The organism is Microbulbifer litoralis (assembly GCF_023634065.1).
Taxonomy (GTDB): domain Bacteria; phylum Pseudomonadota; class Gammaproteobacteria; order Pseudomonadales; family Cellvibrionaceae; genus Microbulbifer; species Microbulbifer litoralis.
In genome coordinates, this window is record NZ_JALKCV010000002.1 from 357,051 (window position 1) to 382,608 (window position 25,558).

Sequence of the window (25,558 nt, forward strand, 5' to 3'; positions counted from 1 at the left end):
GTTGGGCTTCGCGGAGCTCGGCCCAACCTTGCGCCATCCGGGACTATCGCTGCGGCAACATCCTTGTGAGCGTATCGTCCTTCCGCACAAAGTGGTGCCACAGCGCCGCCGCGATATGCAGCCCCACCAGTGTCAGCAGTGCCGGCCACAGGACCTCCTTGTGCATAAAGGCGAGCTGCTTGCCGATATCCGGGTTTTCCGCCAGCAGCCGCGGCAGCGGGAAGAGCCCGAAAAACTCCGTGTCGCGGCCGAACAGCTGCCGCATGGCGATACCGGAAGCCGGCATTGCCAGCAGTACCAGGTAGAGGGCGGCGTGGGTCAGCTTCGACAGCGCCCGTTGCCAGCCGGGACCTGCCGCCTGCGGCCGCGCGTGGCGGGCCCGCCAGAAAAGGCGCACGGCCAGCAACAGCAGCACGGTAGTGCCGAGGGAGAAGTGCAGCCGCACCAGCCAGCCGCGCATCGGGTCTTCCCGGTCGTAGAATTCATGCAGTTCCACCGCGCCCCAGACGCAGATCAACAGGATCACGAACAGCCAGTGGAGGCCCTTGCTGACCGGGTTCCAGCGCTCGATCTGATTTGCCATAACACCATATCCTCACTCAATCTGCGGTTATGTTAATCGTGTTGCGCGGGCTGCGGAACCGCCGGGCGGCTGGTTTAAGAAATCTTTACACAGGTTCGCGCGGCGGTTTCCGTACCAAGCGGAGCCCGCCCATCAAAACGGCGGCTGCCGCTGTGCGATTCACACAGCGCGGATCCCGTTCAGGTTACTGAAGCAGGTGGCGCGGGCCGTGTCGAAGAAGTCCCGCAGGAATGCCTGCTCCAGCATTTCCTCGCGCACGGCGGCGTAGAGCCGGCTCCAGAGTCCCTTTTCCCCCAGCCGCAGCTGCGCGATCAGGCCCTTCTGCCCCTTCCGCAGATGGTCGTGCAGGGCCCAGTTGGGCAGCGCGCAGACCCCGCGGCCGCTGACCACCAGCTGCACCATCATCACGGTCAGTTCCGCCGTGCGCACATCCGCCGGTTCCACCCCGGCGGGGTCGAGAAAGTGCTGGAAGATATCCAGCCGCTCCCGTTCCACCGGATAGGTGATCTGTACCTCGCCGGCCAGTTCCTCCGGCGAGACCCAGCGTTGCCCCGCCAGCGCGTGCCTGCGGCTGACCGCCAGGCACATCTCGAAACCGAACAGCGGTTCGTAGTGGATGCCCTTGAGCGAATCGTCCGGGTTGCTCGTCACCACCAGGTCCAGGTCGCCGCGCACCAGCGCCGGCAGCGGCGCAAAGTGGAAGCCGCTGGACAGGTCCAGCTCCACCTCCGGCCAGTCGTCCCGGTAGGCGTCCAAGGTTGGCATCAGCCATTGGTAACAGCTGTGGCATTCGATGGCGATGTTCAGCCGGCCCGCCTGTCCCGACGCCAGCCGCGCGATATCCCGCTGGGCCACGGCGACCCGCGGCAGCACGTCGTCCGCCAGTTGCAGCAGCCGCAGCCCGGCGCTGGTGAAGCGCAGCGGCCGCGACTTGCGCACGAACAGCGCCTGCTCGTGGCGGTCCTCCATTTCGCGGAACAGGTGGGACAGGGCGGATTGGGTCAGGTGCAGTCGCTCAGCGGCCCGCACCATGCTGCCGGTCTCCCGCAGCAGCGTCAGCGCGCGCAAGTGGCGGAGTTCAATCATGGTGCAGGAGCATCTTTAGGTTGGTTCATGTTTTTGTCTGGAAAGGTGAAATTTATTAAACAGGGAGGGGCCCCGGAAATCAAGCCCGATGGACTTCGGCAGCGGGATCCACCGACAGGATTCGCATCGCGCGGCAAATAGTCCTTTCAGACGAAGCGGCGTAGCGCGCGAGCGGCTAGCTTCAACAACGCATGATGAGCGGGGCCGTCGACAGGCCATGCGATATCCCCGATTGACTCTTTGCGCCCCTCCTTCACCCGGAACCCAGCTGTATTCGCGGTAAAAGCATTCATTAGCGGGAGGTCACGATCCAGCCCGACGGCTGGAAAATATCCATAAAATAACGAGGGAGCCGAGTGTTATGTTGGAACCAACACACAAAACGACGGCGCTGGCCGTTCTCGGTGGAAAAGCGGTGATGAGAGGCGCGTTGTTTGCGTCGGTATTGACACTTCTATCAGCAGGGACCCCTGCCTATACGAGCGCGGATTCCGGATATGACGATCCCTATTACGATCCGGAATCCTCATCCAGCCCGCACAACGTATACAATCGCCCGTCGGATTATGATCCCGGCGCCCTGCTCGGTAGCAGCAATGGTGGCTGGGCCGTGTGGGATTTCTGTTATGGAAAGCCGGATGAGACCCAATTGCCCGAGGATCCGCGCGCGCTGGTCCAGGAGGGCATCAGCGATGGGCGCGCGGTACATTTCAATGCCTACTACAAAAACTGCCATGTCGACCCGGAAGCGGTGCGGGAAGTCGGGGCCGCCGAAACCTGCGGTGAACTGCGCGAGCGATTCGATCTCGGCGGGCGCCTGCTGACCGGTGGCTCACCCGGAGTCGGTGCGCTGTTCGCGGGCACTGACCCCTTTACCCCGGAAGCCGCGCTGGGTATCTCCACTCTGACACGCAGGCAGTACAACAACCTGTGGAAATCCTGGGGTGGCTACATCGCCAAGCCGGAAAATTACGATGCGCTGGTCGCGGAGCGCTACGGTTCCGTGTTGCCGGCGGGGCGCAATCCCTATCCCCTCAATGGCGAGGACCCGAACAGGACCAGTGGCGGTTCCGGGCAGCTGCCGTTGATGTTCACGCAGATGCGCTACCCGGACGGCACCTGGACCGGCCGCATCGGCATTACCTGCCACGCCTGCCACAGCGGTGCCATTGACGGTGAGGTGGCGCTGGGCGGCGGCAGTCCCCTCGCCGACCTGGACCTGTTCCTTCGCGACGCGTTGCCGCAGGGCTATCTCGCCTCCATCGCCACACTGGCCAACCTGTCGCATACCCGCGGCACCAATAACGCGAGCGACGTCAATCTGGCCTTTATTTTCCCGGACCAGGGGCTGTATTCCGCATCGGATGCCATCGACCTGATCACCTCCGGCTCGACCGCCAGTATGGACACGCCGGCCTGGTGGAACCTGGGGCACCGGCCGGTGAAATTTGTCGATGGCATGTTCCCCGCGGATGCACCGCGTATCGACCAGGTTTTCTATACGCCGCTGTTTGGCCTGTTCGGCGAGTTGCTCGGGCCGCTGAGCGACGCGGGACAAAAATACATGCGCGATAACGGGCCGCCGATCAACGCCTGGATCGAGACCCTGAAGGCGCCGCAGTATCCCGGGCAGATCAATACCGCGCTGGCAGAGGAGGGCGCGGTGCTGTTCCACGAGCTGGATATGTGGGCGCCGGAGCGCGACAACACGGTGCGCCGCCCGGAGGGCAACGGCAGTTGCGCCGGCTGCCACGGCGCCTATGCACCGCGCTACGTGAATGACCCGGATTTCCTTGCGAGCCCGGTTCTGGAAGGGGTTGCCAGCTACATCGTGCCGCAGGAAATCATCGGTACCGACCCGGTGCGCTGGGAAACCAACAACGAGGGAATGCAGCGCGCGGGCTCGGTCAACTTCTTCGGCTATCCGCCCACCAGGGGCACCGACCAGGATTGCGGGCCCCAGAACCAGGAGCGCCTGCGCGGCGACCGCGAGTTGGGCTACCTGGCGCCACCACTCTATGGTATCTGGGCCAGCGCGCCCTATATGCACAACGGCTCCATCCCCAATGTCTGGGAAGTGCTGAAACCCTCCGAGCGCGAACCGCTGTGGCGCCGTGAATCCGCGGCCAGGCTGGACAACCCCTGGTGGAACAACGGCAATGTGGTGATGGGCTACGATACCGATCTCGACAGCGCCTACGATCACGGGAAAATGGGTTGGAAATACGACGTGATCGACTGCGAGTGGCGCTCTTTCCTGAATCCTTCGGTTTCGCCGTATCGCACCTGTGACCCCAACGACAAGCACGCGACGCCGATGGCCCAGAAGGTGCTCGACGGCCTGTACAGCAACCTGATCCTCACGTGGAATATCTTCTTCCCGCCGACACTCACCACCCGGCAGATGGAAGACCGGAAGATCTACAACACGCTGCTCTTCAGCCACGGCAACGAGGGCCATGAGTTCAACAGCGTGCTGACGGACCACGAGCGCAGGGCGATTATCGAGTATCTCAAGACCCTGTAGTGACCGGGGTTACAGGTTTCATCCACAGAGGGCCGCTCGGGAGACCGCGCGGCCCTTTTTGTTTTGCCCGGTTGTTGCACCTTCCTTTAGAAGTATTCATGTTTTCGGCAAAAAATATGAAATTGATTGATGTTCGAATGATGCGCAGAATCAACCGGGAATACGGGGCTCCAGCCCCGCAGCGGGCCGGGCCCGCAGAGACAGGATGCGAAGGAAGAGATCAATGACACAGACACATATCCTCGGCTACCCCCGCATCGGCGCGCAGCGCGAGCTGAAAAACGCCCAGGAGGCTTACTGGCGCGGGGACATCACGCAGGCAGAACTGCTGAAGGTGGGCGCGGAGATCCGCCGAGCGAACTGGCGGGCGCAGTGCGACGCCGGGCTGGACCTGGTGACCGTGGGTGATTTTGCCTGGTACGACCAGGTGCTGAACCACACGCTGATGTTCGGTGCCGTGCCGGCGCGTTTCAATCAGGGCGCCGCCGATAACAAACTGGACCAGTATTTCCGCCTGGCCCGCGGCCGCGCGCCGTCCGGCGAGCCGGTGGCGGCCAGTGCCATGACGAAATGGTTCGACACCAACTACCACTACCTAGTACCGGAATTCGCTGCCGACCAGGCTTTCGAACTCGACGCCGAGTGGCTGCTGGACGAAGTGCGCGAGGCCCGGGGCCAGGGGCACAGCGTCAAGCCGGTGGTGATCGGGCCGCTGAGCTATCTCTGGCTCGGCCGAACCCGTAGTGGTGTCCGCGGTGATCTGCTGGAACTGTTGCCGAAACTGCTGCCCTGCTACGAACAACTGTTGCGACAACTGGCCGCGGCCGGCGTCGACTGGGTGCAGATCGACGAGCCGATCCTGGGGCTGGACCTGCCGGCCCAGTGGCGCGATGCCTTCGCGCCGGCGTTCCGCAAGTTGGCGGCTGTGGCACCGACCAGGTTGCTGCTGGCCACTTATTTCTCGTCGCTGCGGGAAAACCTGGCGCTGGCATTCGGTCTGCCGGTGGCCGGTGTACATATCGACTGTGTGCGCGCGCCGGAGGAACTGCCCGCGGCGGTGGAGGCGCTGGGGGCGCAACAGGTGCTGTCGCTGGGGGTGCTGAACGGTCGCAATGTCTGGCGAGGCGACCTGGGCCGGTGGCAGCGCGAACTGCAGCCACTGGCGGAAAAGCTGGGCCAGCACCTGTGGCTGTCCGCCAGTTGCTCGCTGCTGCACACGCCGGTGGACCTGGACAGCGAAACCGGACTGCCGCCGGAGCAGGTGCAGAAGCTGGCCTATGCGCGCCAGAAACTGGATGAGCTGCAGCAGTTGCAGTTACTGCTGAAAGGTGCGGGCGACACTGTGACGGCGCCGCTGGAGCAGACCGCAGGCTCCGGTTCCGTGGCTGCAGAGCTGGCCGATAGCTGGCGCCCGCAGCGCTACGCCGAGCGGGCGAACCTGCAGCGCCAGCGCCTGCAGTTGCCGCTGCTGCCCACCACCACCATCGGCTCCTTCCCGCAGACCGACTTGCTGCGCCAGACGCGCCGGCGCTTTCGCAGCGGTGAGATTTCCCGGCAGGATTACTGCGACCACCTGCGCGCGGAAATCGCCGAGGCCATCCGCCGCCAGGAAATCCTGGGCCTGGATGTGCTGGTGCACGGCGAGGCGGAGCGCAACGATATGGTGGAATATTTCGGCGAGCAGTTGGACGGCTTTGTGCACACCGGCAACGGTTGGGTGCAGAGTTACGGTTCGCGCTGCGTAAAACCGCCGATCATTTTCGGCGATATCTCGCGGCCGGCACCGATGACCGTCGAGTGGAGCACCTACGCGCAGGGCCTGACGAAGAAACCGGTCAAGGGCATGCTGACCGGGCCGGTGACGATCCTCAACTGGTCCTTCCCGCGCGAGGATATTTCCCGCCGCGAGAGCTGCCTGCAGATTGCGAAAGCCCTGCGGCAGGAGGTGCTGGACCTGGAGGCGGCCGGTATCGGCATCATCCAGATCGACGAACCGGCCCTGCGCGAGGGCGTGCCGCTGCGTGAGTCGGAGCACCGGGATTATTTCGACTGGGCCGTGGCCTGTTTCCGCTATACCTGCAGCGAGGTGCAGCCGGAAACACAGATCCACACGCATATGTGCTACAGCAACTTCAACGCGATCATGGATGCGATCGTGGCGCTGGATGCGGACGTGATCACCATCGAATCCGCGCGTTCGGACCTGCGTCTGCTGGAGGTCTTTGCCGGCGACGCTTCACTGTCCGGCCGGGGTGGCTACCCGAATGAGATAGGCCCGGGGATTTACGATATCCACTCGCCCAATGTGCCCGAGCGCGCGGAGTTGGTGGCGCGCTTGGAAAAGATGGCCGAGGTGGTGACGGTGGAGCGGCTGTGGGTCAACCCGGACTGCGGCCTGAAGACGCGCAGCTGGGCCGAGGTGGGATCGTCGCTGTTGAATATGGTGGAGGCGGCGCGCGCGGTGCGGGCGGCGCTGGCCTGACCCCGGCCCGACTCCGGTCCCGGTACGCGGCGTAGAAGAGAGGGGCTCCTCGGTAGGGTGCGCCGTGCGCACCGTTGACCCGCCGGGAGCCCGGAACCGGCTACGACTCCGCGTAACAGTCCCGTGTCATATTCTCCACCCGATCCGCGTGCACGATCACATTGTCCTCGATCCGCACACCGCCGAACGGCCGCAGTGCCTCTACCTTGTCCCAGTGCACTTCGCCCGCCAGGGCGGACTCCTTCAGGTCGCCCAGCAGGCTCTCGATGAAGTAGAGACCCGGCTCGATGGTGAACACCTGCTCCGCCTCGATGGTGCGGGTGGTGCGCAGGAAGGGAAAGTCCGCCGGCGGTGGGGTGGTGCCGCCCTCCGGGGCGCTCTGGTGGCCGCCGACGTCGTGTACCTGCAGCCCCAGGAAATGCCCCAGGCCATGGGGCATGAAGGTGCCGGTGAGGCCGGATTCCACCGCATTCTCCGCTGCCATTGCAATGATGCCGAAGCGCTGCAGGATATCCGCGATCTTCAGGTGGCAGTCGCGGTGCAGGTCCGGGTAGGGCAGGCCGGCTTTCATCTGCTCCACCAGTTGCAACTGCATGATGTCCATGGCCTCCACCAGGTCCGCAAACTCGCCGTCACTATAGGCGTAACTGCGGGTGATATCGGCGCAGTAGCCGTGGCTGTCGGCGCCGGCGTCGATCAGGAAGCTTCTCAGTTGTGCCTCCGGGAGGCGTCTGTCCGACAGGTGGGTGTAGTGGAGGATGGAGCCGTGTTCGTTGAGGCCGATGATATTGCCGTAGGGCATGCGGTTTTCGCCCTGGCCGGCGGCTTTCAGGTAGGCGAGGTTGATCTCGAACTCGCTGGCACCGCTGCGAAAGGCGTCCTCGGCGGCCCGGTGGGCGGTGACCGCGATGCGGTTGGCGTCGCGCAGGCAGGCCATCTCGTAGGGTGTCTTGTAGGCGCGCGCCCAGTGCAGCCGGGAAATCAGCTGTTCCGGGTTGGCTTCGCCCAGGGACCAGCCTTCGAGGCCGTCGGTCTCGCCGATAAAGGCGGCATTGTCGGCGCTCAGGAACTGCTTCGCTTCGTCCGGCTTGCTCAGCAGCTCGATCTCGTACTCGTCGCTCCAGAAGGTCTGCGGTGCCGGCGGCACATAGTGCCAGAAGTCCACCGGGCGGTAGAACAGCAGCTTGGGCTTCTGCCCGCGGCGGTAGATGACCCAGCTGTGCGGGTTGTCGGTGACCGGCACCAGCGCCTTGAACTGTGGGTTGACCTTGAACGGGTAGTTGTTGTCGTCGAGGAACTGGACCTTGGGGCGGCCGCTGTAGACATTCAGGGTGTCGAAGCCGCAGTTGTCCAGAATGGCGTCGTAGCGGCTGCGCAACAGCGCGAGGTGTTCGGCGAAAAGCTTTTTGTCCATGGTTCCCCTAATAGTCTGTGTGAATCGGGCAATCCCCTTAGTGTATAGTCTGTACCCTGGATATTTGGCCTGATTTTCGACCATGGAAAAGAAGATACTGCTGACTGATTGCCCGGATGCCAAGGGATTGATCGCCAAGATCACCAACATCTGTTACAAGCACCAGCTCAACATCACCAAGAACGACGAATTTGTGGACCGGCGGCGGGGCCGCTTCTTCATGCGCACGGCGCTGGAGGGCAACTTCAACGATGCCACCTTGCTGGAAGACCTGGATATGGCGCTGCCCGAGGGCGCCGAGCGCCGGCTGGTGGCCAGCGGGCGCAAGCGGCTCGTGCTGATGGTTACCCGCGAGCCGCACTGCCTCGGCGATATCCTGATGAAGTGTTACGCCGGGGCGCTGGATGTGGAGATTGCCGCGGTGATCGGCAATCATCCCGACCTGGGTGCGCTGGTGGAGAAGTTCGATATACCCTTCCACTGCCTGCCCGCCGAGGGCCTGGCGCGGGAGCAGCACGAAGAGCAGGTGGTACAGCTGGTGGACAGCTACGCGCCGGATTACCTGGTGCTGGCGAAATATATGCGCGTGCTGACACCGGCCTTCGTGGATCGCTACCGCGGCCGCATCGTCAATATCCATCACTCGTTCCTGCCGGCCTTTATCGGCGCCAGTCCCTACCGCCAGGCCTATGAGCGCGGGGTCAAGATCATCGGCGCCACAGCGCACTTTGTCACCGACGACCTGGACGAGGGGCCGATCATCGAACAGGACGTGATCCACGTCGACCACGCCTATTCCGCCGATGCCATGGCAGATGCCGGGCGCGATGTGGAAAAGCTGGTGCTGACCCGCGCGCTGCAGTTGATTCTGCAGGAGCGGGTATTCATCCACGGTAACAAGACGGTGGTGTTCAAGTAGTCGAACCGATCGCTGTTCGGCGCAGATCCGATAACGCCTGATTACGGAGGTACAGCTTTGATAAAAATGATAAATCCCGCGCTTGCCCGGCGCTGCGGGCTGCCGGTGATGGCGCTGCCGCTACTGCTGGCGGCCTGTGGCGGTAACCCGCCGCTGCCTATTCCGGGGTTGAAGGAATCCTTTCACACCGAGATCGCCGCCAATGGCGCCAAGCGTTTTACCTATTCTCTGCAGATGCAGCGGCGCGATATCCCCGCGCCCTACACCGACCAGGGGATCAATTCCGGCCGGGTGTCCCGTGCCTCCACGGGGCGCGGCGGGCGCCGGCCGACCGGGGCGGGACCGCTGCAGTTCGATCGTGCGATGAAGGAGAAGCTGATGGAGACCGGTTTCTGCAGGGATGGTTATTTCGAGATAGAGCGGACGATTTCATCTCTTGGGGGAGAGGTTCGGGGCGAGTGTCGCGAAGGGGCAAGTCGCACTGCCGGACAGTGATCCGCAGGGCCCGGTGTTTTACTGCGCCGGGTAACTCGCTCTATTTTTTTGTCGTCTCCCGACAAAATTCTTTGCCGGAATTTTCCTGGCTCACTGTGTCAATGCAGTGACAGGATTATTTGCATCAACTTCTCCTCATTGGCAAACCTCCCCTTGTCGCTTCCTGCCCTTTCCTGTTCGGTCGTCCCAATTAATCCTCACCTGACTTTTTGAAATGGTTTTTTGTATGTGATGACAATCACATAAAAAAATTATGGAGAAATAATTGACGCCAATTCCTTGTGAAGCTAAAAATTGATGCTATCTATTGAAGTGATAGCTAAAGGTAAATTTAGGCGCCGCACCCCGGTGCTGAACAACGGATAGGGGAGCTGGTATTCGACCCCCGTAAGGAAGCGCCGAGGTCGCCGGGAGTTCCATAGAGCATAATTATAAAACCAACCTGCCAGAAGGATCACAATGGAAGTCGAGTTTACGGTTCTATCCGACCGCCGCGAGGGACTGCTGCGGGGTTTGGGAAATGTCGTTATCCAGAGTGGCTTTACGTTGTTGCGTCAACGGATGTCGTCCCTGGAAAGTGGCATTCAACTCTGGTTGCGCGTCAGCGGGCGGGAGGAGTGCCTGCTGGAGCTGGAGGAGCGACTGGGGTCTCACCCCATGGTGCTCAGTTTTGAATCCGAGCACCAGGTCTCACCCAACGGCGCCCTGGCACCCCGCCCGCCAAAACCGGCGGCCTTTTCTAAACGGCCTTCCGGCGGCGTTGGCAGCAGCTTGAAGGCTGGCGGCAACGCCGGCCCGGCGGTGGGGCAGATAGAAGCGGAATTGCCCGGGCTGGCAAAGGAATACCCGCGGATTTTTCCCCGCCTGTTGAGTATGCACGGCAAGCTGCCCGACGGGCAGGTCGCCGCCAGCATGGAATTCGCCGGCCGCCGGGTGGGGGCCTGGGTATACAAGAGGGATTATGCCCTGGGGGGTCGGCTGGACATGTCCAGTGCCCTCAAGCAGATCGCTTTGCCCGCCCTGCGCAATTTGCTGCCCACCGACCTGAAGGAAAACTCCCTGCGAATCAAGAACAACCCGCTGTGCATGCCGGGCGGCCACTGCCGCAACGGCGATTTTTTCTGTGGTTTTTTACAGGGGCTGCTCGAAGAGTCCGGTGTCGGCGGGCAGGTCACCGTGCGCGAGATTTACTGCCGCAGTGAAGGAGCGGAAGACTGCGTTTTTGAAATCGTCAACTGAACCGGGATGCGACAAATTTCGAAACCTGAACAAAAAGGAAAAATGGCAGGAAAGCCAATCAAGGGGAATGCGTTATGATCGCTGAATACAATATGGTGCTGGTGACCCTTTCGTACCTGATTTCGGTGCTCGGGTCTTTCACCTCTCTGCAACTTGCCATCTCCATTCCACACGCCCGGCCGGGGCGGGAGAAACGCAATGCCATACTGGCAGCCGGTACCGCCATGGGTGGCGGCGCCATATGGGCCATGCATTTTATCGCCATGCTGGCTTATGAGATGGATATGCCGGTGGCCTACGACACATTTGTCACGCTGGTGTCGTCGCTGATTGCCATAGCGTCCTGTTCTATCGGTCTGGGCATTGCTGGATCGGGTGTTTTCACTTTCGATAAACTTCTGCCGGCCGGTATCTTCATGGGGTGTGGCGTTGCCGGCATGCACTACACCGGTATGGCGGCGATGCTGATGCCGGCGGAAGTCTATTACGACCTGAATATCCTGATGATCTCGGTGATCATCGGTGTGCTCGCCTCCTGCGCGGCGCTGTGGCTGGCATTCCATATGCGCGGCCAGTGGCAGATGTTCGGCAGTGCCCTGATCATGGGGGTGGCCGTCTGCGGCATGCACTATACCGGCATGGCGGCGGCCAATTACCGGCATACCGGCACCATTCCGGGTGCGACCTTTGCCGGCACCATGAGCGGTGAATACCTGGGGCTGTCGATATTTGTCATCAGCGTGGCATTGCTGATGTTTGCGCTGTGGATTACCCAGGCGCGCCGCCGTCGCCGGGCTACGTTGGCTATTTGAGCGTCGCTGGCAAGTGCCTGCTGAATAGAAAAAAGGCCGGGAAATTTCCCTAATGCCGGTCAGTTAAGTCACACTGTCGCCGCAAAGGCCCTGATGCCGGGTGCAGCCTTGCGAGACTGTCTGCGAGAGGGACCTCGCAGACAAGCCTACAGGGATGTATATACGGCGTGTCTCGCAAGGCTGCACCCGGTAGCAGGGCCGCCCCGAAGCCAGCCAAAGCCCCGCACAATCCTGCGGACCCGGCTTTAGTCCATATAACTCTCGACCGGCGGACAGGAACAGATCAGGTTTCTGTCCCCATAGACATTGTCGATGCGGTTGGATGAGGGCCACACCTTGTGGTCCTTCAGCCATGCCGCCGGGCGTCCGGCAATATCGCGGGAGTAGCTGTGGGGCCACTGGTCGGCCATCACGTCTTCCAGTGTATGCGGCGCATTGTGCAGCGGGTTGTCGTCGGCGCTGTACTTGCCTTCCGCCACATCCTCCACTTCCTTGCGGATGATCGCCATGGCCTCGATAAAGCGGTCCAGCTCTTCCTTGGATTCGCTTTCGGTGGGCTCGATCATCAGGGTGCCGGCCACCGGGAAGGACATGGTGGGTGCGTGGAAGCCGAAGTCCATCAGGCGCTTGGCGATATCCTCTTCGGTGATGCCACTGGCCTCTTTCAGCGGGCGCAGGTCCACCAGGCACTCGTGGGCGATGAAGCCGTTACTGCCGGTGTAGAGCAGCGAGTAGTCCTCGCTCAGGCACCGGGCCACGTAGTTGGCGTTCAGGATGGCCATCTCGGTGGCCTTTTTCATGCCCTGTCGGCCCATCATGCGGATATACATCCAGCTGATCGGCAGGATGCTGGCGGAGCCCCAGGGCGCCGCGGAAATGGTGCCGTTGACAGTGTCGGTTTCCGGCACTTCAGTGACCGGGTGCCCGGCCAAGTAGGGCTTCAGGTGTTCGCCGACAGCGATGGGGCCCATGCCCGGGCCGCCGCCACCGTGGGGGATGCAGAAAGTCTTGTGCAGGTTCAGGTGCGAGACGTCGCCGCCGAACTGGCCCGGCGCGGCCACACCGATCAGTGCGTTCATGTTGGCACCGTCGATATACACCTGGCCGCCGGCTCGATGCACCAGATCGCAGATCTCGCGGATACCCTCCTCGAACACGCCGTGGGTGGACGGGTAGGTGACCATCAGCGCGGCGATGCGGTCGCCGTGCTCTTCGATCCTGGCCTTCAGGTCGTCAGTGTCGACGTTGCCGTTCTTGTCACAGGCAACCACCACCACTTTCATGCTGACCATCATCGCCGAGGCCGGGTTGGTGCCGTGGGCGGAGGCTGGGATCAGGCAGATATCGCGCTGGCTCTCGCCCCTGGCCTCGAAGTATTTCTTGATCGCCACCAGGCCGGCGTACTCGCCCTGGGAGCCGGCATTGGGCTGCAGGCTGACGGCGTCGTAGCCGGTGCAGGCGGCCAGCATCTGTTGCAGTTGCTCGAACATCTCGGCGTAGCCCCGGGCCTGGTCGGCGGGGGCGAAGGGGTGCAGCTTGCCGAACTCCGGCCAGGTCACCGGGATCATTTCCGCGGTGGCGTTCAGCTTCATGGTGCAGGAACCCAGCGGGATCATCGAGTGATTCAGCGCGATATCCCTGGACTCCAGGGTTTTCAGGTAGCGCAGCATCTCCGTTTCGGAGTGGTAACTGTTGAACACCGGGTGGGTCAGGAACTCGCTCTCGCGCTGCAGGGATTTGGGCAGGCCCTGTGGGCCCTTGGCCGCGATCTCGCTGTCCAGCGCCGCCAGGTCCAGGCCGTGTTCCGCGCCCACAAAGGCGTTCAGCAGGTCGGACACATCCTGCAGCGAGGCGGTCTCGTGCAGGCTGATACCCAGCGAGTCATCGCCAACCTTGCGCAGGTTGATCTCGGCATCCAGGGCGCGCTGGTAAATTTCGCCCTGTCTGTCGCCGGTCACGACGGTCAGGGTATCGAACCAGCTGTCGTGAGCCAGTTCAAAATCTTTCTTCTGCAGGCCGGCGGCGAGAATATCCGCCAGGCGCTGGATGCGCGCGGCGATGGTCTTGAGGCCGTCCGGGCCGTGGTAGCAGGCGTAGAAGGCGCTCATGACTGCCAGCAGTACCTGCGAGGTGCAGATATTGGAGTTGGCCTTTTCGCGGCGGATATGCTGTTCGCGGGTCTGCATCGCCATGCGCAGCGCGCGCTTGCCCTTGCTGTCCACGGACACGCCGATAATGCGGCCCGGCGCGGAGCGCTTGTAGGCCTCGCGGAAGGCGAAGAAGCCGGCGTGCGGGCCGCCGTAACCCATGGGGATACCGAAGCGCTGGTTGCAGCCGACGACCACGTCCGCGCCCATCTCGCCCGGCGCCTTCAGGGCTACCAGGCTCATCAGGTCCGCGGCCACGGTCACCAGGCCCTTGGCTTCGTGCACCCTGTCGATGATGGCGGTCAGGTCGCGCACCACACCGGTGGAGCCGGGGTACTGCAGCAGGGCGCCGAACAGCTCTGCCGGCAGGTCCTGTTCCGGATCGCCGACGACAATGTCGAAACCGAAGTGTTCGGCGCGGGTTTTGACCACGGCGATGGTCTGCGGGTGGCAGTCCGCGTCGACAAAAAAGACGTTGGATTTGTTGCGCTTCGCCTGGCGCTTGCACATGGCCATGGCCTCGGCGGCGGCGGTGCCCTCGTCCAGCATGGAGGCGTTGGCCAGTTCCATGCCGGTCAGGTCCATGATCATCTGCTGGAAGTTCAGCAGGCCTTCCAGGCGGCCCTGGGCGATTTCCGGCTGGTAGGGGGTGTAGGCGGTGTACCAGCCCGGGTTTTCCAGCACATTGCGGAGGATGACATTGGGTGTAATCGTATCGTGGTAGCCCATACCGATGAATGTGCGGTAAATTTTGTTCCGCGCGGCCAGGGATTTCAGGTCCGCCAGGGCTTCTTCTTCGTTGATGGCGTCGGCGAGATCCAGCGCATCGTTTTTGCGAATCGCGGCGGGGACGGTTTTCTCGATCAGCTCATCGACGCTGGAGATGCCGAGCCGCGCCAGCATCGCCTCCACCTGGGCACTGTCCGGGCCGATGTGGCGGTGAATAAAAGCGTCGTGTTGTTCCAACTGCTGAAGAGATGGCTGGGTCATAAACTTCGTTCCTGTTATCGCAGGGAGGAGATGCGTCCACGGTTAAAGTAGCCGGCACCGGGCTCCGGCGCCCGGTGCCGCCCCTCGGGTTGATTCGGGTAGAGAGGGGCGGGGCAATTGCTCGCGGCGCTCTCGGCCGCCGGCCGGCGCGCATCTTAGCAACAGCGGGCCCGACCGGCAATTGGCCGGTTTTTAGCGGTAATTGTGCTATTTCATGTCAAAAATTGTGAAGGAAATCCTGTTGTTGGGGTTCTGGCGCAATTTTATTCTAGTTGATTTGGCACTGTTCAGTGGCCGAGCGGGCCTTCAACCATACTGATTCTCATTAATCGCCGCTGGCGATTGTCGATAACCGGATGTTCGTGCGCGCCTCATCCGGGGCAGTCTGCGCACCGCACAATAAGCGATAAACACCGGAACCGGAAAGGGAATCACCGCGTGCTGCGCCTGGCCTGCCCACTGATACTGTTGCTGTCCCTCGCCACCGGCCCCGTGCGCGCGGAGGGTGAGCCGTATGTATTTGTGGTGGTCAGCCGCGCCTCGGTGGAATCACTGGACCAACAGGCGCTGCGGGCCATTTTTTCGATGCAGCTGCGGGAGTGGGAAGACGGCAGCAGGGTCCATGTCTTTGTGCTGCCGGACGGGGACGCCACCCACTGCCAGTTTGTGCGCGAAGTTCTGCATCTGTTTCCCCACCAGCTGCGGCGCAGTTGGGACAGGGCCACGGACTCGGGCATGGGGCGGGCCCCGCGGGTGGTCGCCTCGGAGGCGGAGATGACCCGCAGGCTGATCGACAACCCGGGCGCCATCGGCTACCTGAGCGAGGACCCGCGGGACGAGCGCTTGTATACGGTTGCCGTCAGGCAGTAGCGCCGGGTACCGCTGAAGCGGCCATTGAGGAGAGGGCCGCTGCGAAGAAGGATTTTCCTGACAAAGTTCCAGGGCTTTGCAGATATACAGGAGTAGCAAAGGAAAATGCAGTTACACAGCTTGAGAGTGAAGGCCAGTATCTTTTCGCTGCTGTTGATTGTGGCGATATGCCTGTTTTTTATCTTGCTGGGAAACGGAAGCCTGCAGTCCCTGTTGGAGAAAAACCGCAAAAACCGCTACCAGACCTACGAGTACCAGATCTCCGGCCTGTTGAAACAGTCCCGCGAAGACCTGATCCAGCTGACCGACCTGATCGTGCTCTGGCACAACGGCAGCTCGGCCAATCCGTCGGTACTTCGACAGTTGTTCGACCGCCAGTGGGAGTACCTGCAGATCAGCTGGGGTGTCGAATCCCTGAAGCTCTATGTCGACGATCGCGAACCGCCGATTCACTGGGGCGAGTCCACCCGCCGGCTGACACCGGCACAGATTCGCGAGGTGATCATCAGCGGGCAGCCGCTGGAGAGTGTGCGCTGCAACCGCATCTGCGTGCAGAGCCTGGCGGTGCCGGTGATCGGCAACGACAACACCGACTATGTGTTACAGGTGGACCGCTCCCTGGCGGGGGAGCTGGTCACTTTTCGCGAGATTACCGGCTCGGATATCGGCATCCTTTCCGCCGCGCGCAATACGCCGTCGTTCCATACCAGTGATTACCTGGAGAACTGGCAGCGCGAGGTGATTGCTCTGACCTCGCGGGAGATGCTGATGCCGCTGCTGCGACAGGTGGCATCGGGGCAGTCACAGGTGCCCGGCTTGCGCTACTCGAAAAGCCACCTGTTCGAAGGCAGGCATTTCGATATCAAGACGATCCCGGTCAGCGGCCTGGACCGGAACGGGGCCCAGTTTGTGGTTGTCGAGGATGTCTCCGACCAGGTGGGACATATCGGCGATTCCCTCAAACTGCTGCTGCTTTTCTCGGTGCTCGGGGCCTTTATTTTTATCAGTGCCGTGACCAGCATGCTGTGGCAGCCGATCTTCCGCCTGCGCCGCCTGGCGGAGGCGCTGCCGCTGCTCAGCGACGGCAAGTTCGATGCGGCGCGCAGCCTGATCCGCCCGGTGTCCAAGCGCATTTCCCACTACGATGAGATCGACGTGCTTGACTCCACCGGTCTGGCGGTCTGTGACCAGCTGGAAGTCATGAAGGAAATCGTTTCGCAGAACACGGCCGAGCTGGAGCGTATTGCCATGTACGATACCCTCACCGGGCTGGCCAATCGCCACAATATTGTCGAGGAGCTGAAAAAGTACCTGCACAGTGGTGACTGTGACGAGAGTAACGGCTACCTGTTCTTTGTCGACCTGGACGACTTCAAACAGGTCAATGATTCCCTCGGCCACCAGGGCGGCGACGACCTGCTCAGGGTAGTGGCGCAGCGGCTGGTCAGTGTGATGCGTTTTGGCGATATCGTCGCGCGCCTGGGCGGCGATGAATTCTGCGTATTCGTGCGTTCGCTGTCCGGCGACGGCACCTATCGCGCGCTGGCGGAAAAAATGTTGAGCATCGTTGCCGAGCCGGTACGCATCGGCGACGAGCTGGTGCAGGTCACGCTGAGTATCGGCATCGTCGCCATTCCCGAGCACGGCAAGACCCTGGAAGCTGTGCTGCAGAAGGCGGATGTCGCCATGTACCACGCCAAGTTTCGCGGTAAGAACAATTACCAGTTGTACTCGGTGGAATTGCCCGGGATCGAGCAGGTCAGTACCGGTACCGGGGAGACAAAAAAGCTGGAGCTGGTCGCCGACCGAGATCACGGCGACCGAGATCACGGCGACTGGGTGACGCCAATAAAAACCCCGACCTGACGGTGGAATTCGCGTTATTGTCGAGGCTGGTCTATTTTTACGAAACCCCCGACGGTTTTGTGGGGCTGAGGGAGGCAGAACAAGGATAATGCATTTGGCAAGGATCGCGGAAAATTTTCAACATGGCGCAAAGGATTTATATCGCCAGTGACCAACTGTTAGTCAACCATCTCTGTAACCTGCTGGAAAAGGCCGGCATCCCGGCCCTGACACAAAAGGCGGTGATGGATGCACCACAGGAAGAGTGCACACCACTGGCCTGGTATTCGGAATTGTGGATCATGCGGGACGGCCAGCTGGCCAGAGCCTGGCAACTGCTGGACCGGGCCCTGGCCGGGGAAAACCCCCGCCCTCCCGGGCGCGACTTCTCCGCACTGGGCCGACAGGCCGCAAATATTCCCCCGTCTTTTCCCCCGCCGGCAGAAATCGCCTGAGCTGCTGTTGCTAATGGACCACTAGAGAAACGGTCGCAGGTAACGGGCCAGTTGCTCGTCGATGGATCCTGAAACCGAGATACCGAGATCGGCAAGGCGCGATTTATCGAGCTGGCAGTTATGCGGCCGCGGCTCGGCGTAGTCGGGATTCGGGTCGCCACTCAGGTGATCGGCCGGCAATCCACAGGCCCGCGCCACCAGGCCGGCGAGCTGGTAGCGTGTGCAGGCCCTATCGCCGCTCCACTGGTAGACACCACCCAGTTCCGCCGAACCGTCGGCAATCCTTTCCGCGCACTGTTCCAGCACCCGGGCGACGTCCTCCACGCTGGTGGGAAAACGGATGGCCCAGTCGTCCAGCGCCGCGGGTTTGCTGTCGCGGACGGTATCCAGCAGCGCGGTGACCCCGGATTCCTGCGGGTAGGTTACGGGCCCGAACAGCAACGGCAGGCGCAGCACCCAGTGGTCGCCGTTGCCGAGCACCGCCTCTTCGCCGGCGAGCTTGCTGCGGCCGTAGAAGTTCACCGGGTTGGGCCTGTCGCCGGCGGAGTAGGGCGGGGCACTGCCGTCGAAGACGTAGTCGGTGGAGATGTATACCAGCTGTGCGCAGGAGTCGGTACAGAGTTTCGCCAGGCGCGCGGCGCTGTCGACATTGAGCTGCCAGGCGGCATCCGGGTTTTCGGCGCAGCGGTCCGGCCAGCGTTCGGCGGCACAGTGGATGACCAACCGCGGGCGGACTTGCCCGAGCACAGCGCCGAGTCGGTCGCCGTCGGTCAGGTCCAGCTGTAGCAACGGCCCGCTGGCACGGGAATGGGCGGTACCGGTGACGGTAAAGGCGGGGTTGCTGTCGAGCTGTTTGAAGACGCTGCGACCCAGCAGGCCGGAGGCCCCGGTGATCAGGATTTCCAACGCGGTTCTCCGGATTTGCCTGTGGTCGGGGCGGCGGTTGCAGGGGGAATCCCTCTACAACCGGCGGGCCCGCTTACATCTTCTCCAGCACCTCGATACCCAGCAGGTCGAGGCCGGCGGCGATGGTGCGCGCCACCAGGTCGCACAACTGCAGGCGGCTGTTGCGGACATCCGCTTCGACCCCTTCCCTGAGCACCGGACAGGCCTCGTAGAAAGCCATGTAGCCGCTGGCCAGGTCGTACAGGTAGCCGCACAGTACGTGCGGGAAGGTGTCTTTCGCCACCTGGTCCAGCACTTCGCCAAACTGGCACAGCTTGATTGCCAGCGCGCGCTCCTCGGCGGTGCCCAGTTGGATATCGCCGCTCAGTTCCCCGGGATCGATACCGGCGCGGCGGAAGATACTGCGCACCCGGGTGTAGGCATACTGCAGGTAGGGGGCGGTGTTGCCCTCGAAGCTGAGCATCGCGTTCCAGTTGAACGCGTAATCGTTGGTGCGGGTCTTGCTCAGGTCGGCGTATTTGACTGCGCCGATACCGACTGTGCGACCGATCTGCGCGCACTCGTCGGGGCTCAGGTCCGGGTTCTTGTCCGCCACCAGCTTTTGCGCGCGCTCGATGGCCTCGTCCAGCAGCGCGGACAGTTTTACCGTGCCGCCGGTGCGGGTTTTGAACGGCTTGCCGTCGTCACCCATCATGGTGCCGAAGGCGCAGTGCTCGAGGCTCACGGACTCCGGCAGGAAACCGGCCTTGCGCGAGGCGGTGAAGGCCTGCTGCAGGTGCAGCGACTGGCGCGCGTCCACCACATACAGGATACGGTCCGCGTGCAGCTGGTTGGCGCGGTAGCGGATCGCCGCCAGGTCGGTGGTGGAGTAGAGATAGCCACCGCCTTTCTTGCGGATGATCATCGGGCTGGGATTGCCCTCCTTGTCCGCCATCTCTTCCAGGAACACCACGATCGCGCCCTGGTCCTCCACGGCGATGCCGCGGTCCAGCAGTTCCTGCACCAGCACCGGCAGGTCGTCGTTGTAGCGGCTTTCGCCATAGACGTCGCTGCGCTTCAGGGTGACGTTGAGCTTGTCGTAGATCTCCTCGCTGTGGCTGATGGAGATATCGATGAACTGCTGCCACAGTTTCAGGCATGCCGGATCGCCGCCCTGCAGTTTCACGACGTATTCGCGCGCGCGGTCGTCGAAGCCCTCCTCCTCGTCGAAGCGCACCTTGGCCTCGCGGTAGAAGACTTCCAGGTCGGCCAATGCCACTTTGGCTTTTTGATCGCTGCCGGCGCCGGCGTCATTGCTTTCCAGCTTGTCCGACAGGTGTGCCAGCAGCATGCCGAACTGGGTGCCCCAGTCGCCCATATGGTTCTGGCGGATCACCTTGTGGCCCTGGAACTCCAGCAGGCGCGCCAGCGCGTCGCCGATGATGGTGGAGCGCAGGTGGCCGACATGCATCTCCTTGGCCAGGTTCGGGTGCGAGTAGTCGATGACGACCGTCTGCGGCTGCGCCGCCGGGGCGATATTCAGGCGCTCGTCGCGCTGCGCCGCGGCCAGTTGAGCGGCCAGCCAGGCATTGCTCAGGTGGATGTTCATAAAGCCGGGACCGGCGATCTCGACCTTCTCGATCATGTCGCCCCGGTCCAGCTGCTCCAGGATCCCGGCCGCCAGCTCGCGCGGGTTGGTGCCCATGCGCTTGGCCGCGGCCATGGCGCCGTTGGCCTGGTAGTCACCGAAGCCCGCTTTCTTGGCCGGGGCCACGACCGGGCCGCAATCTTCGGGAATGCCGGCGGCGAGCATGGCGGCCTGGAATTTGTCGGTGAGGAGCTGGCGAATATTCATAGGTGGGAACTGCAGTTGTGATCCGTGGAAACGGCGGATTTTAATGGGCGGGAGCGGCTTTGCAACCGGCCGCCCGCGTCAGTGCGGGCGGCGGGCAGGTCAGGAGAGTTCGGCGACGCGTTTTTCCAGCTCGTCTTCCGGCACATCCTCGATATGGGTGCCGACAAACCAGACATGGCCGAACGGATCCCGCAGTGTGCCCATGCGGTCGCCGTAGAACTGGTCCACCAGCGGTCGCACGACGGTAGCGCCGGCGGCGGTGGCCTGTGCAAACACCGAGTCGACATCCTCGACATACAGCAGCAGGCCCACCGGCGAACTGCCCTGCGGGCTCAGCAGGCCGCCGTCCGGGTTGTCGTCGGCCAGCGAGATGCGGGTGTCGCCGACCTGTATCTCCGCGTGCATGATCATGTTGTCCGGTCCTTCCATGCGGAACAGCTCCTCGGCCCCGAATGCCTCCCGGTAGAACTCGATGGCCCTGGCCGCGCCTCTGATACACAGATAGGGGGTGACGCTGTGATAGCCGTCGGGAATGGGTTTGACCGCCATGTCGCTTCTCCTCTCAATTCTGTTGGTGTGCCCGGGCAATGCTCCGCCGCAATGGTGGATTTGTCCAGTGCGGCAGGGTGCACCGTTGATCCTGGCGGTGCGCACGGCGCACCCTACTGGGAGTCCCGAGTCCCGAGTCCCGAGTCCCGAGTCCCGAGTCCCGAGTCCCGAGTCCCGAGTCCCGAGTCCCGAGTCCCGATGATATGATGCGCGCAGACAAAGGAGACCGTTTTGAGCGCAAATACCCTCTACTGGCACGACTACGAAACCTGGGGCACGGACCCCGGCGCCGACAAACCGTCGCAGTTCGCCGGTATCCGCACCGACGAGGACCTCAATATCGTCGGCGAGCCGCTGATGCTCTACTGCCGTCCCCCGTCCGACTGCCTGCCGCAGCCGATGGCCGGCCTGGTGACCGGTATCATCCCGCAGAAGGCGCTGGCGGAAGGGGTGCCGGAAATCGAATTCATCCGGCGCATTGTCGCCGAACTGGGCGCGCCCGGTACCTGCGGGGTCGGTTACAACAGCCTGCGCTTCGACGACGAGGTGACCCGCCACACCCTCTACCGCAACCTGCTGGATCCCTACGAGCGCGAGTGGCGCTCCGGCAACAGCCGCTGGGACATCATCGATATGGTGCGCCTGGCCTACGCGCTGCGCCCGCAGGGGATCCAGTGGCCGCAGAAGGAAACCGGGGTGCCGTCCTTCCGCCTGGAGGAGCTGACCGCAGCCAACGGCATCGCCCACGAGGGCGCGCACGATGCCCTGTCCGACGTGCGCGCCACCATCGAATTGGCAAAGCTGGTGCGCAGCCGCCAGCCGAAGCTTTACGATTACCTCTATCGCCTGCGGCGCAAGAAGGAAGCGGGCAAACTGATCGACCTGCGCAACCGCAAACCGCTGCTGCATATCTCCGGCAAGGTGCCGGCCTCCCACGGGCACCTGACCTATGTGATGCCGCTGGCCAGCCACCCGGTCAATCGCAACGCCATCATCGCCGCCAACCTGGCGATGGATCCGCAACCGATACTCGAGCTGGACGCCGATGAACTGCGCGAGCGCCTGTACACGGCCCGCGACCAACTGGCGGAGGGCGAGTTGCCGGCGGGACTGAAACTGATCCACCTGAACAAGTGCCCGGTGCTGGCGCCGCCGAACATGCTCGACGACCGGCGCGCCGCGGAACTGGGCATCGACAAGGCCGCCTGCGAGGCCAACTGGCAGCGGCTGCAGCCGCTGGACCTGACGGACAAGCTGCACCGCGTCTACCTGGACAGCGAGTTCCCGCCGCGGGACGTGGAGGCGAGCCTCTACGACGGCTTCCTCAACGACGCCGACCGCGACCTGTGCCGGGAACTGCACCGGGCGCTGGCCGAGCGGGGCCCCGAAGTGCTGGTCGGCGATGTGCCCTTTGCCGACGCGCGCCTGCCCGAGCTGCTGTTCCGCCTGCGCGCGCGCAACTTTCCCGAGACCCTGTCCGCGGACGAGCAGCAGCGCTGGCAGGAGTGGCGCTACCGCCGCCTGACCGCCCCCTCCGCCGGCGCCAGCATCACGCTGGAGCCCTATTTCGAGCAGATCGCGGCGCTGCGCGCGCAGTATCCGGAACAGGCGGCACTGCTGGACCAGCTCGAGGCCTGGGGCGACAGCCTGCTGGCCTGACCCGGCGTCCCCGCGAACGCCGGGCGCTAGCCCGGTGTGCGGGCCGCAGCGCCGCTCCTGCGGCTATGTTCTTCGCCCGCGCGCGAGTAGAATCCCCCGGTCAAAACCCGCGCCCACAAGGCGCAGTCAACGGAGTAGCAATGGACTTTATCGGAGCCAATATCCTTTCCGTCAGCCAGTTCGAACGCTGCGACATCGAGCGCATCTTCGATGTGGCGGACGCCATGGGTCCCTACGCGCGGCGGGAGAAGGTCACCCGCGTGCTGGAGGGCGCCATTCTCGGCAACATGTTCCTGGAGCCGAGCACCCGCACCCGGCTCAGCTTCGGCTCCGCCTTCAACCTGCTGGGCGGCACTGTGCGCGAGACGGTCGGCATCAGCGCCAGCGCCATGGCCAAGGGGGAATCCCTGTACGATACGGCGCGGGTCCTGTCCGGCTACAGCGATGTGATCTGCATGCGCCACCCGCAGGCCGGTTCGGTGGCGGAATTCGCCGCCGCCAGCCGCGTGCCGGTGGTCAACGGCGGCGACGGTGCCAACGAGCACCCGACCCAGGCGCTGCTGGACCTGTACACCATCCGCAAGGAACTGGAGGGGCACGGCCGCACCCTGGACGCATTCAGCATCGCCATGATCGGCGACCTGAAGTATGGCCGCACGGTGCACTCGCTGTGCAAGCTGCTGTGCCTGTTCGGCAGGGTGCAGATAGTGCTGGTGGCGCCGCCGGAGCTGGCCATGCCGGAAGCCGTGATCGAACAGTTGCGCGCGGCCGGGCACGACGTCAGCGTTTCCGACCAGCTGGAGCAGTCCATCTCCCAGGTGGATATCGTCTACTCCACCCGCATCCAGGAGGAGCGTTTCGCATCCCAGGAAGAGGCCAACCTCTACCGCGGCCGCTTCCGCCTGAACCGCGAGATCTTCACCCGCCACGCGCAGCCCAACACGGTGATCATGCACCCGCTGCCGCGGGACTCCCGCGCCGAGGCCAACGAGCTGGACACGGACCTGAACGAACACCCGAGCCTCGCCATCTTCCGCCAGACCGACAATGGCCTGTTGGTGCGCATGGCGCTGTTCGCGCTGTTGCTGGGGGTGGAAGGTAAGGTCGACCAGTATTCCCACGAAGTACGCTGGCACAGCCGCCGCAACCCGGTCCCCTAAACCCTCTCTCCCGGTGGGGGCGTCGCCGGGCCCCCGCCCGTTTTGCGGGCCACCACGTCCGGTTCCATTCTTGCGCTCACTGAGCGATTTTCTGTTAGGCTCCGATAAACGCCATTTCCGCTTCCAGGATTGGAGCCATGCTGAATCGGATTTCAGAGGTGTGCCCGGGCGGCTGGAGACTGGCCGCAGCCCTGCTATTGGCCGCGGTGTTTTCCTGTGCCGTCGCCCAGCCGGCAGGTCGCCCCCATGTGGCCGAATTTTCCATCGAGGGTCCCATCGGCCCCGCCACCACCGACTACCTGATCCGCGCCATGGAGGAGGCCCAGGGCGATGGCGCGGAACTGTTCCTGATCCAGATGGATACCCCCGGTGGCCTGGACGCCGCCACCCGCGACATCATCAAGCATATCCTCGCCTCCGAGATTCCGGTCGTCACCTACGTCTACCCCGCCGGCGCCCGCGCCGCCAGCGCCGGCACCTATATCCTCTACGCCAGCCAGGTCGCCGCCATGACGCCGTCCACGACCCTCGGTGCCGCTACGCCGGTGCAGATGGGGGGCGCACCCGGGCAACAGCCACCCGGCGAGCGGCCGCAGCAGGGCGGTGGGGAATCGGAAAAAACCGGAGAGGCGGCTGGAGAAGGCGACGGGGAACAGGACGACAGCGCGAAATCCGGTACGGCCATGGAGCGCAAGGTCACCAACGACGCGGTGGCCTTTATCCGCGGTCTCGCCAACCGCCACGGCCGCAACGCCGACTGGGCGGAAAAGGCGGTGCGCGACGCCGCCACGCTGACTGCGACCGAGGCGCTGGAACAGAATGTCATCGATATCGTCGCCAGGGATCGCGAGGACCTGCTGCGCCAGGTCGCCGGTCGCGAAGTGGTGCTGGATACCGGCAGGGTCGTTGTCGACGAGCGCGTCGCCGAGCTGCCGGTGCAGGCCTACGAGCCGGACTGGCGCAACGAGATACTGGCGCTGATCACCAATCCGCAGATCGCCTATATTCTGTTACTGGTCGGAATCTACGGCCTGATTTTCGAGGGCTACAACCCCGGTGCCATGGTGCCCGGCATCGTCGGCATCATCTGCCTGCTGCTGGCCTTCTACGCACTGCAGGTGCTGCCGATCAATTACGCCGGCCTGGCGCTGATTGTGGTGGGCGCGGTGCTGATCGTCGCGGAACTGTTCATGCCCAGTTTCGGCGCCCTGGGTATCGGCGGCGTGATCGCGCTGGTGATCGGCTCGGTGATGCTGATCGACAGCGACGTGCCCGGCATGCAGGTCTCGCGTGGGCTGATCGGCGCCATCGCCGGCGTCAGTGGCCTGGCGGTGCTGGGGCTGCTGCTGGCAGCCGGGCGCAGTGCGCGCCAGCCGCGCATTCCCGCCGACCAGGCGCTGGTGGGCCGCAGCGCGACAGTCAGCGATATCCAGGATGGCGAGCTGCTGGTGCACCTGGGTGGCGAAATCTGGCGCGCCAGCTGCGACGAGCCGGTGAAGCCGGGGGATCGGGTGACCGTGGCGGAGCAGCACGGCCTGCGGCTGAAGGTGACGCCCGCGGAAAACTCCGGGCAAAGGGAATAACGG

General features: G+C 63.3%; 19 protein-coding genes. 12 read left to right on the forward strand and 7 right to left on the reverse strand.

The window, feature by feature from the left end; genetic code table 11:
• Positions 1–43: 43 nt before the first annotated feature.
• Positions 44–583, reverse strand: a complete 540-nt coding sequence (locus MWN76_RS04935) for a cytochrome b (RefSeq protein ID WP_250459807.1) — start codon at positions 581–583, stop codon at positions 44–46.
• Between the two features lie 159 nt (positions 584–742).
• Positions 743–1,669, reverse strand: a complete 927-nt coding sequence (locus MWN76_RS04940; protein WP_250459809.1) for a LysR family transcriptional regulator — start codon at positions 1,667–1,669, stop codon at positions 743–745.
• 361 nt (positions 1,670–2,030) lie between these two features.
• Between MWN76_RS04940 and roxB the strand changes: the two genes are divergently transcribed.
• Positions 2,031–4,196, forward strand: a complete 2,166-nt coding sequence (gene roxB, locus MWN76_RS04945) for a rubber dioxygenase RoxB (protein ID WP_250459811.1) — start codon at positions 2,031–2,033, stop codon at positions 4,194–4,196.
• A gap of 223 nt (positions 4,197–4,419) precedes the next feature.
• A complete protein-coding gene (gene metE / locus MWN76_RS04950; RefSeq protein WP_250459813.1) occupies positions 4,420–6,678 on the forward strand; it encodes a 5-methyltetrahydropteroyltriglutamate--homocysteine S-methyltransferase in 2,259 nt (752 codons plus the stop codon).
• A gap of 100 nt (positions 6,679–6,778) precedes the next feature.
• Here metE and pepQ read toward each other — a convergent pair whose 3' ends face one another.
• Positions 6,779–8,092, reverse strand: a complete 1,314-nt coding sequence (gene pepQ, locus MWN76_RS04955) for a Xaa-Pro dipeptidase (protein WP_250459815.1) — start codon at positions 8,090–8,092, stop codon at positions 6,779–6,781.
• Between the two features lie 82 nt (positions 8,093–8,174).
• Here pepQ and purU point away from each other — a divergent pair, with 82 nt between their 5' ends.
• The 4 genes from purU to MWN76_RS04975 all read left to right on the forward strand — a co-directional run bounded on the left by purU (position 8,175) and on the right by MWN76_RS04975 (position 11,557).
• A complete protein-coding gene (gene purU / locus MWN76_RS04960; RefSeq protein ID WP_250459817.1) occupies positions 8,175–9,011 on the forward strand; it encodes a formyltetrahydrofolate deformylase in 837 nt (278 codons plus the stop codon).
• Positions 9,012–9,068: 57 nt separating this feature from the next.
• Positions 9,069–9,506 (forward strand): hypothetical protein, encoded by a 438-nt coding sequence (locus MWN76_RS04965; RefSeq protein ID WP_250459819.1) that lies wholly within the window; start codon positions 9,069–9,071, stop codon positions 9,504–9,506.
• Between the two features lie 459 nt (positions 9,507–9,965).
• Entirely contained in the window at positions 9,966–10,745 is a 780-nt protein-coding gene (locus MWN76_RS04970; RefSeq protein ID WP_250459821.1) for a 4-vinyl reductase, read from the forward strand.
• Between the two features lie 74 nt (positions 10,746–10,819).
• A complete protein-coding gene (locus tag MWN76_RS04975; RefSeq protein WP_250459822.1) occupies positions 10,820–11,557 on the forward strand; it encodes an MHYT domain-containing protein in 738 nt (245 codons plus the stop codon).
• A 245-nt stretch (positions 11,558–11,802) separates the two neighbouring features.
• Here the strand turns inward: MWN76_RS04975 and gcvP are convergent, their stop codons facing one another.
• Complete coding sequence (gene gcvP / locus MWN76_RS04980; protein WP_250459825.1) at positions 11,803–14,694, reverse strand: aminomethyl-transferring glycine dehydrogenase; 2,892 nt, start codon at positions 14,692–14,694, stop codon at positions 11,803–11,805.
• 438 nt (positions 14,695–15,132) lie between these two features.
• Here gcvP and MWN76_RS04985 point away from each other — a divergent pair, with 438 nt between their 5' ends.
• The 3 genes from MWN76_RS04985 (at position 15,133) to MWN76_RS04995 (ending at position 17,864) form a co-directional block, all read left to right on the forward strand.
• Positions 15,133–15,564 carry a substrate-binding domain-containing protein gene (locus MWN76_RS04985; RefSeq protein WP_250459827.1) on the forward strand — a complete coding sequence of 144 codons (432 nt, stop codon included), beginning with the start codon at positions 15,133–15,135 and terminating at the stop codon, positions 15,562–15,564.
• Positions 15,565–15,669: 105 nt separating this feature from the next.
• A complete protein-coding gene (locus MWN76_RS04990; RefSeq protein ID WP_250459829.1) occupies positions 15,670–17,430 on the forward strand; it encodes a GGDEF domain-containing protein in 1,761 nt (586 codons plus the stop codon).
• A gap of 122 nt (positions 17,431–17,552) precedes the next feature.
• Positions 17,553–17,864, forward strand: a complete 312-nt coding sequence (locus MWN76_RS04995; protein ID WP_250459831.1) for a hypothetical protein — start codon at positions 17,553–17,555, stop codon at positions 17,862–17,864.
• Between the two features lie 21 nt (positions 17,865–17,885).
• Here the strand turns inward: MWN76_RS04995 and MWN76_RS05000 are convergent, their stop codons facing one another.
• The 3 genes from MWN76_RS05000 to MWN76_RS05010 form a co-directional block, all read right to left on the reverse strand.
• The gene (locus MWN76_RS05000) at positions 17,886–18,770 is read right to left on the reverse strand and encodes a dTDP-4-dehydrorhamnose reductase family protein (RefSeq protein WP_250459833.1); all 885 of its coding nucleotides are present in this window, start codon (positions 18,768–18,770) and stop codon (positions 17,886–17,888) included.
• A 73-nt stretch (positions 18,771–18,843) separates the two neighbouring features.
• A complete protein-coding gene (gene argS / locus MWN76_RS05005) occupies positions 18,844–20,604 on the reverse strand; it encodes an arginine--tRNA ligase (protein WP_250459835.1) in 1,761 nt (586 codons plus the stop codon).
• Between the two features lie 99 nt (positions 20,605–20,703).
• Positions 20,704–21,153 (reverse strand): VOC family protein, encoded by a 450-nt coding sequence (locus tag MWN76_RS05010; protein WP_250459838.1) that lies wholly within the window; start codon positions 21,151–21,153, stop codon positions 20,704–20,706.
• 231 nt (positions 21,154–21,384) lie between these two features.
• Here MWN76_RS05010 and sbcB point away from each other — a divergent pair, with 231 nt between their 5' ends.
• From sbcB to MWN76_RS05025, 3 genes are all read left to right on the forward strand, one after another.
• Positions 21,385–22,812 carry an exodeoxyribonuclease I gene (sbcB, locus tag MWN76_RS05015; RefSeq protein ID WP_250459840.1) on the forward strand — a complete coding sequence of 476 codons (1,428 nt, stop codon included), beginning with the start codon at positions 21,385–21,387 and terminating at the stop codon, positions 22,810–22,812.
• A 140-nt stretch (positions 22,813–22,952) separates the two neighbouring features.
• The gene (locus MWN76_RS05020) at positions 22,953–23,972 is read left to right on the forward strand and encodes an aspartate carbamoyltransferase (RefSeq protein WP_250459842.1); all 1,020 of its coding nucleotides are present in this window, start codon (positions 22,953–22,955) and stop codon (positions 23,970–23,972) included.
• A 137-nt stretch (positions 23,973–24,109) separates the two neighbouring features.
• Complete coding sequence (locus MWN76_RS05025) at positions 24,110–25,555, forward strand: NfeD family protein (protein WP_250459844.1); 1,446 nt, start codon at positions 24,110–24,112, stop codon at positions 25,553–25,555.
• Positions 25,556–25,558: the final 3 nt, after the last annotated feature.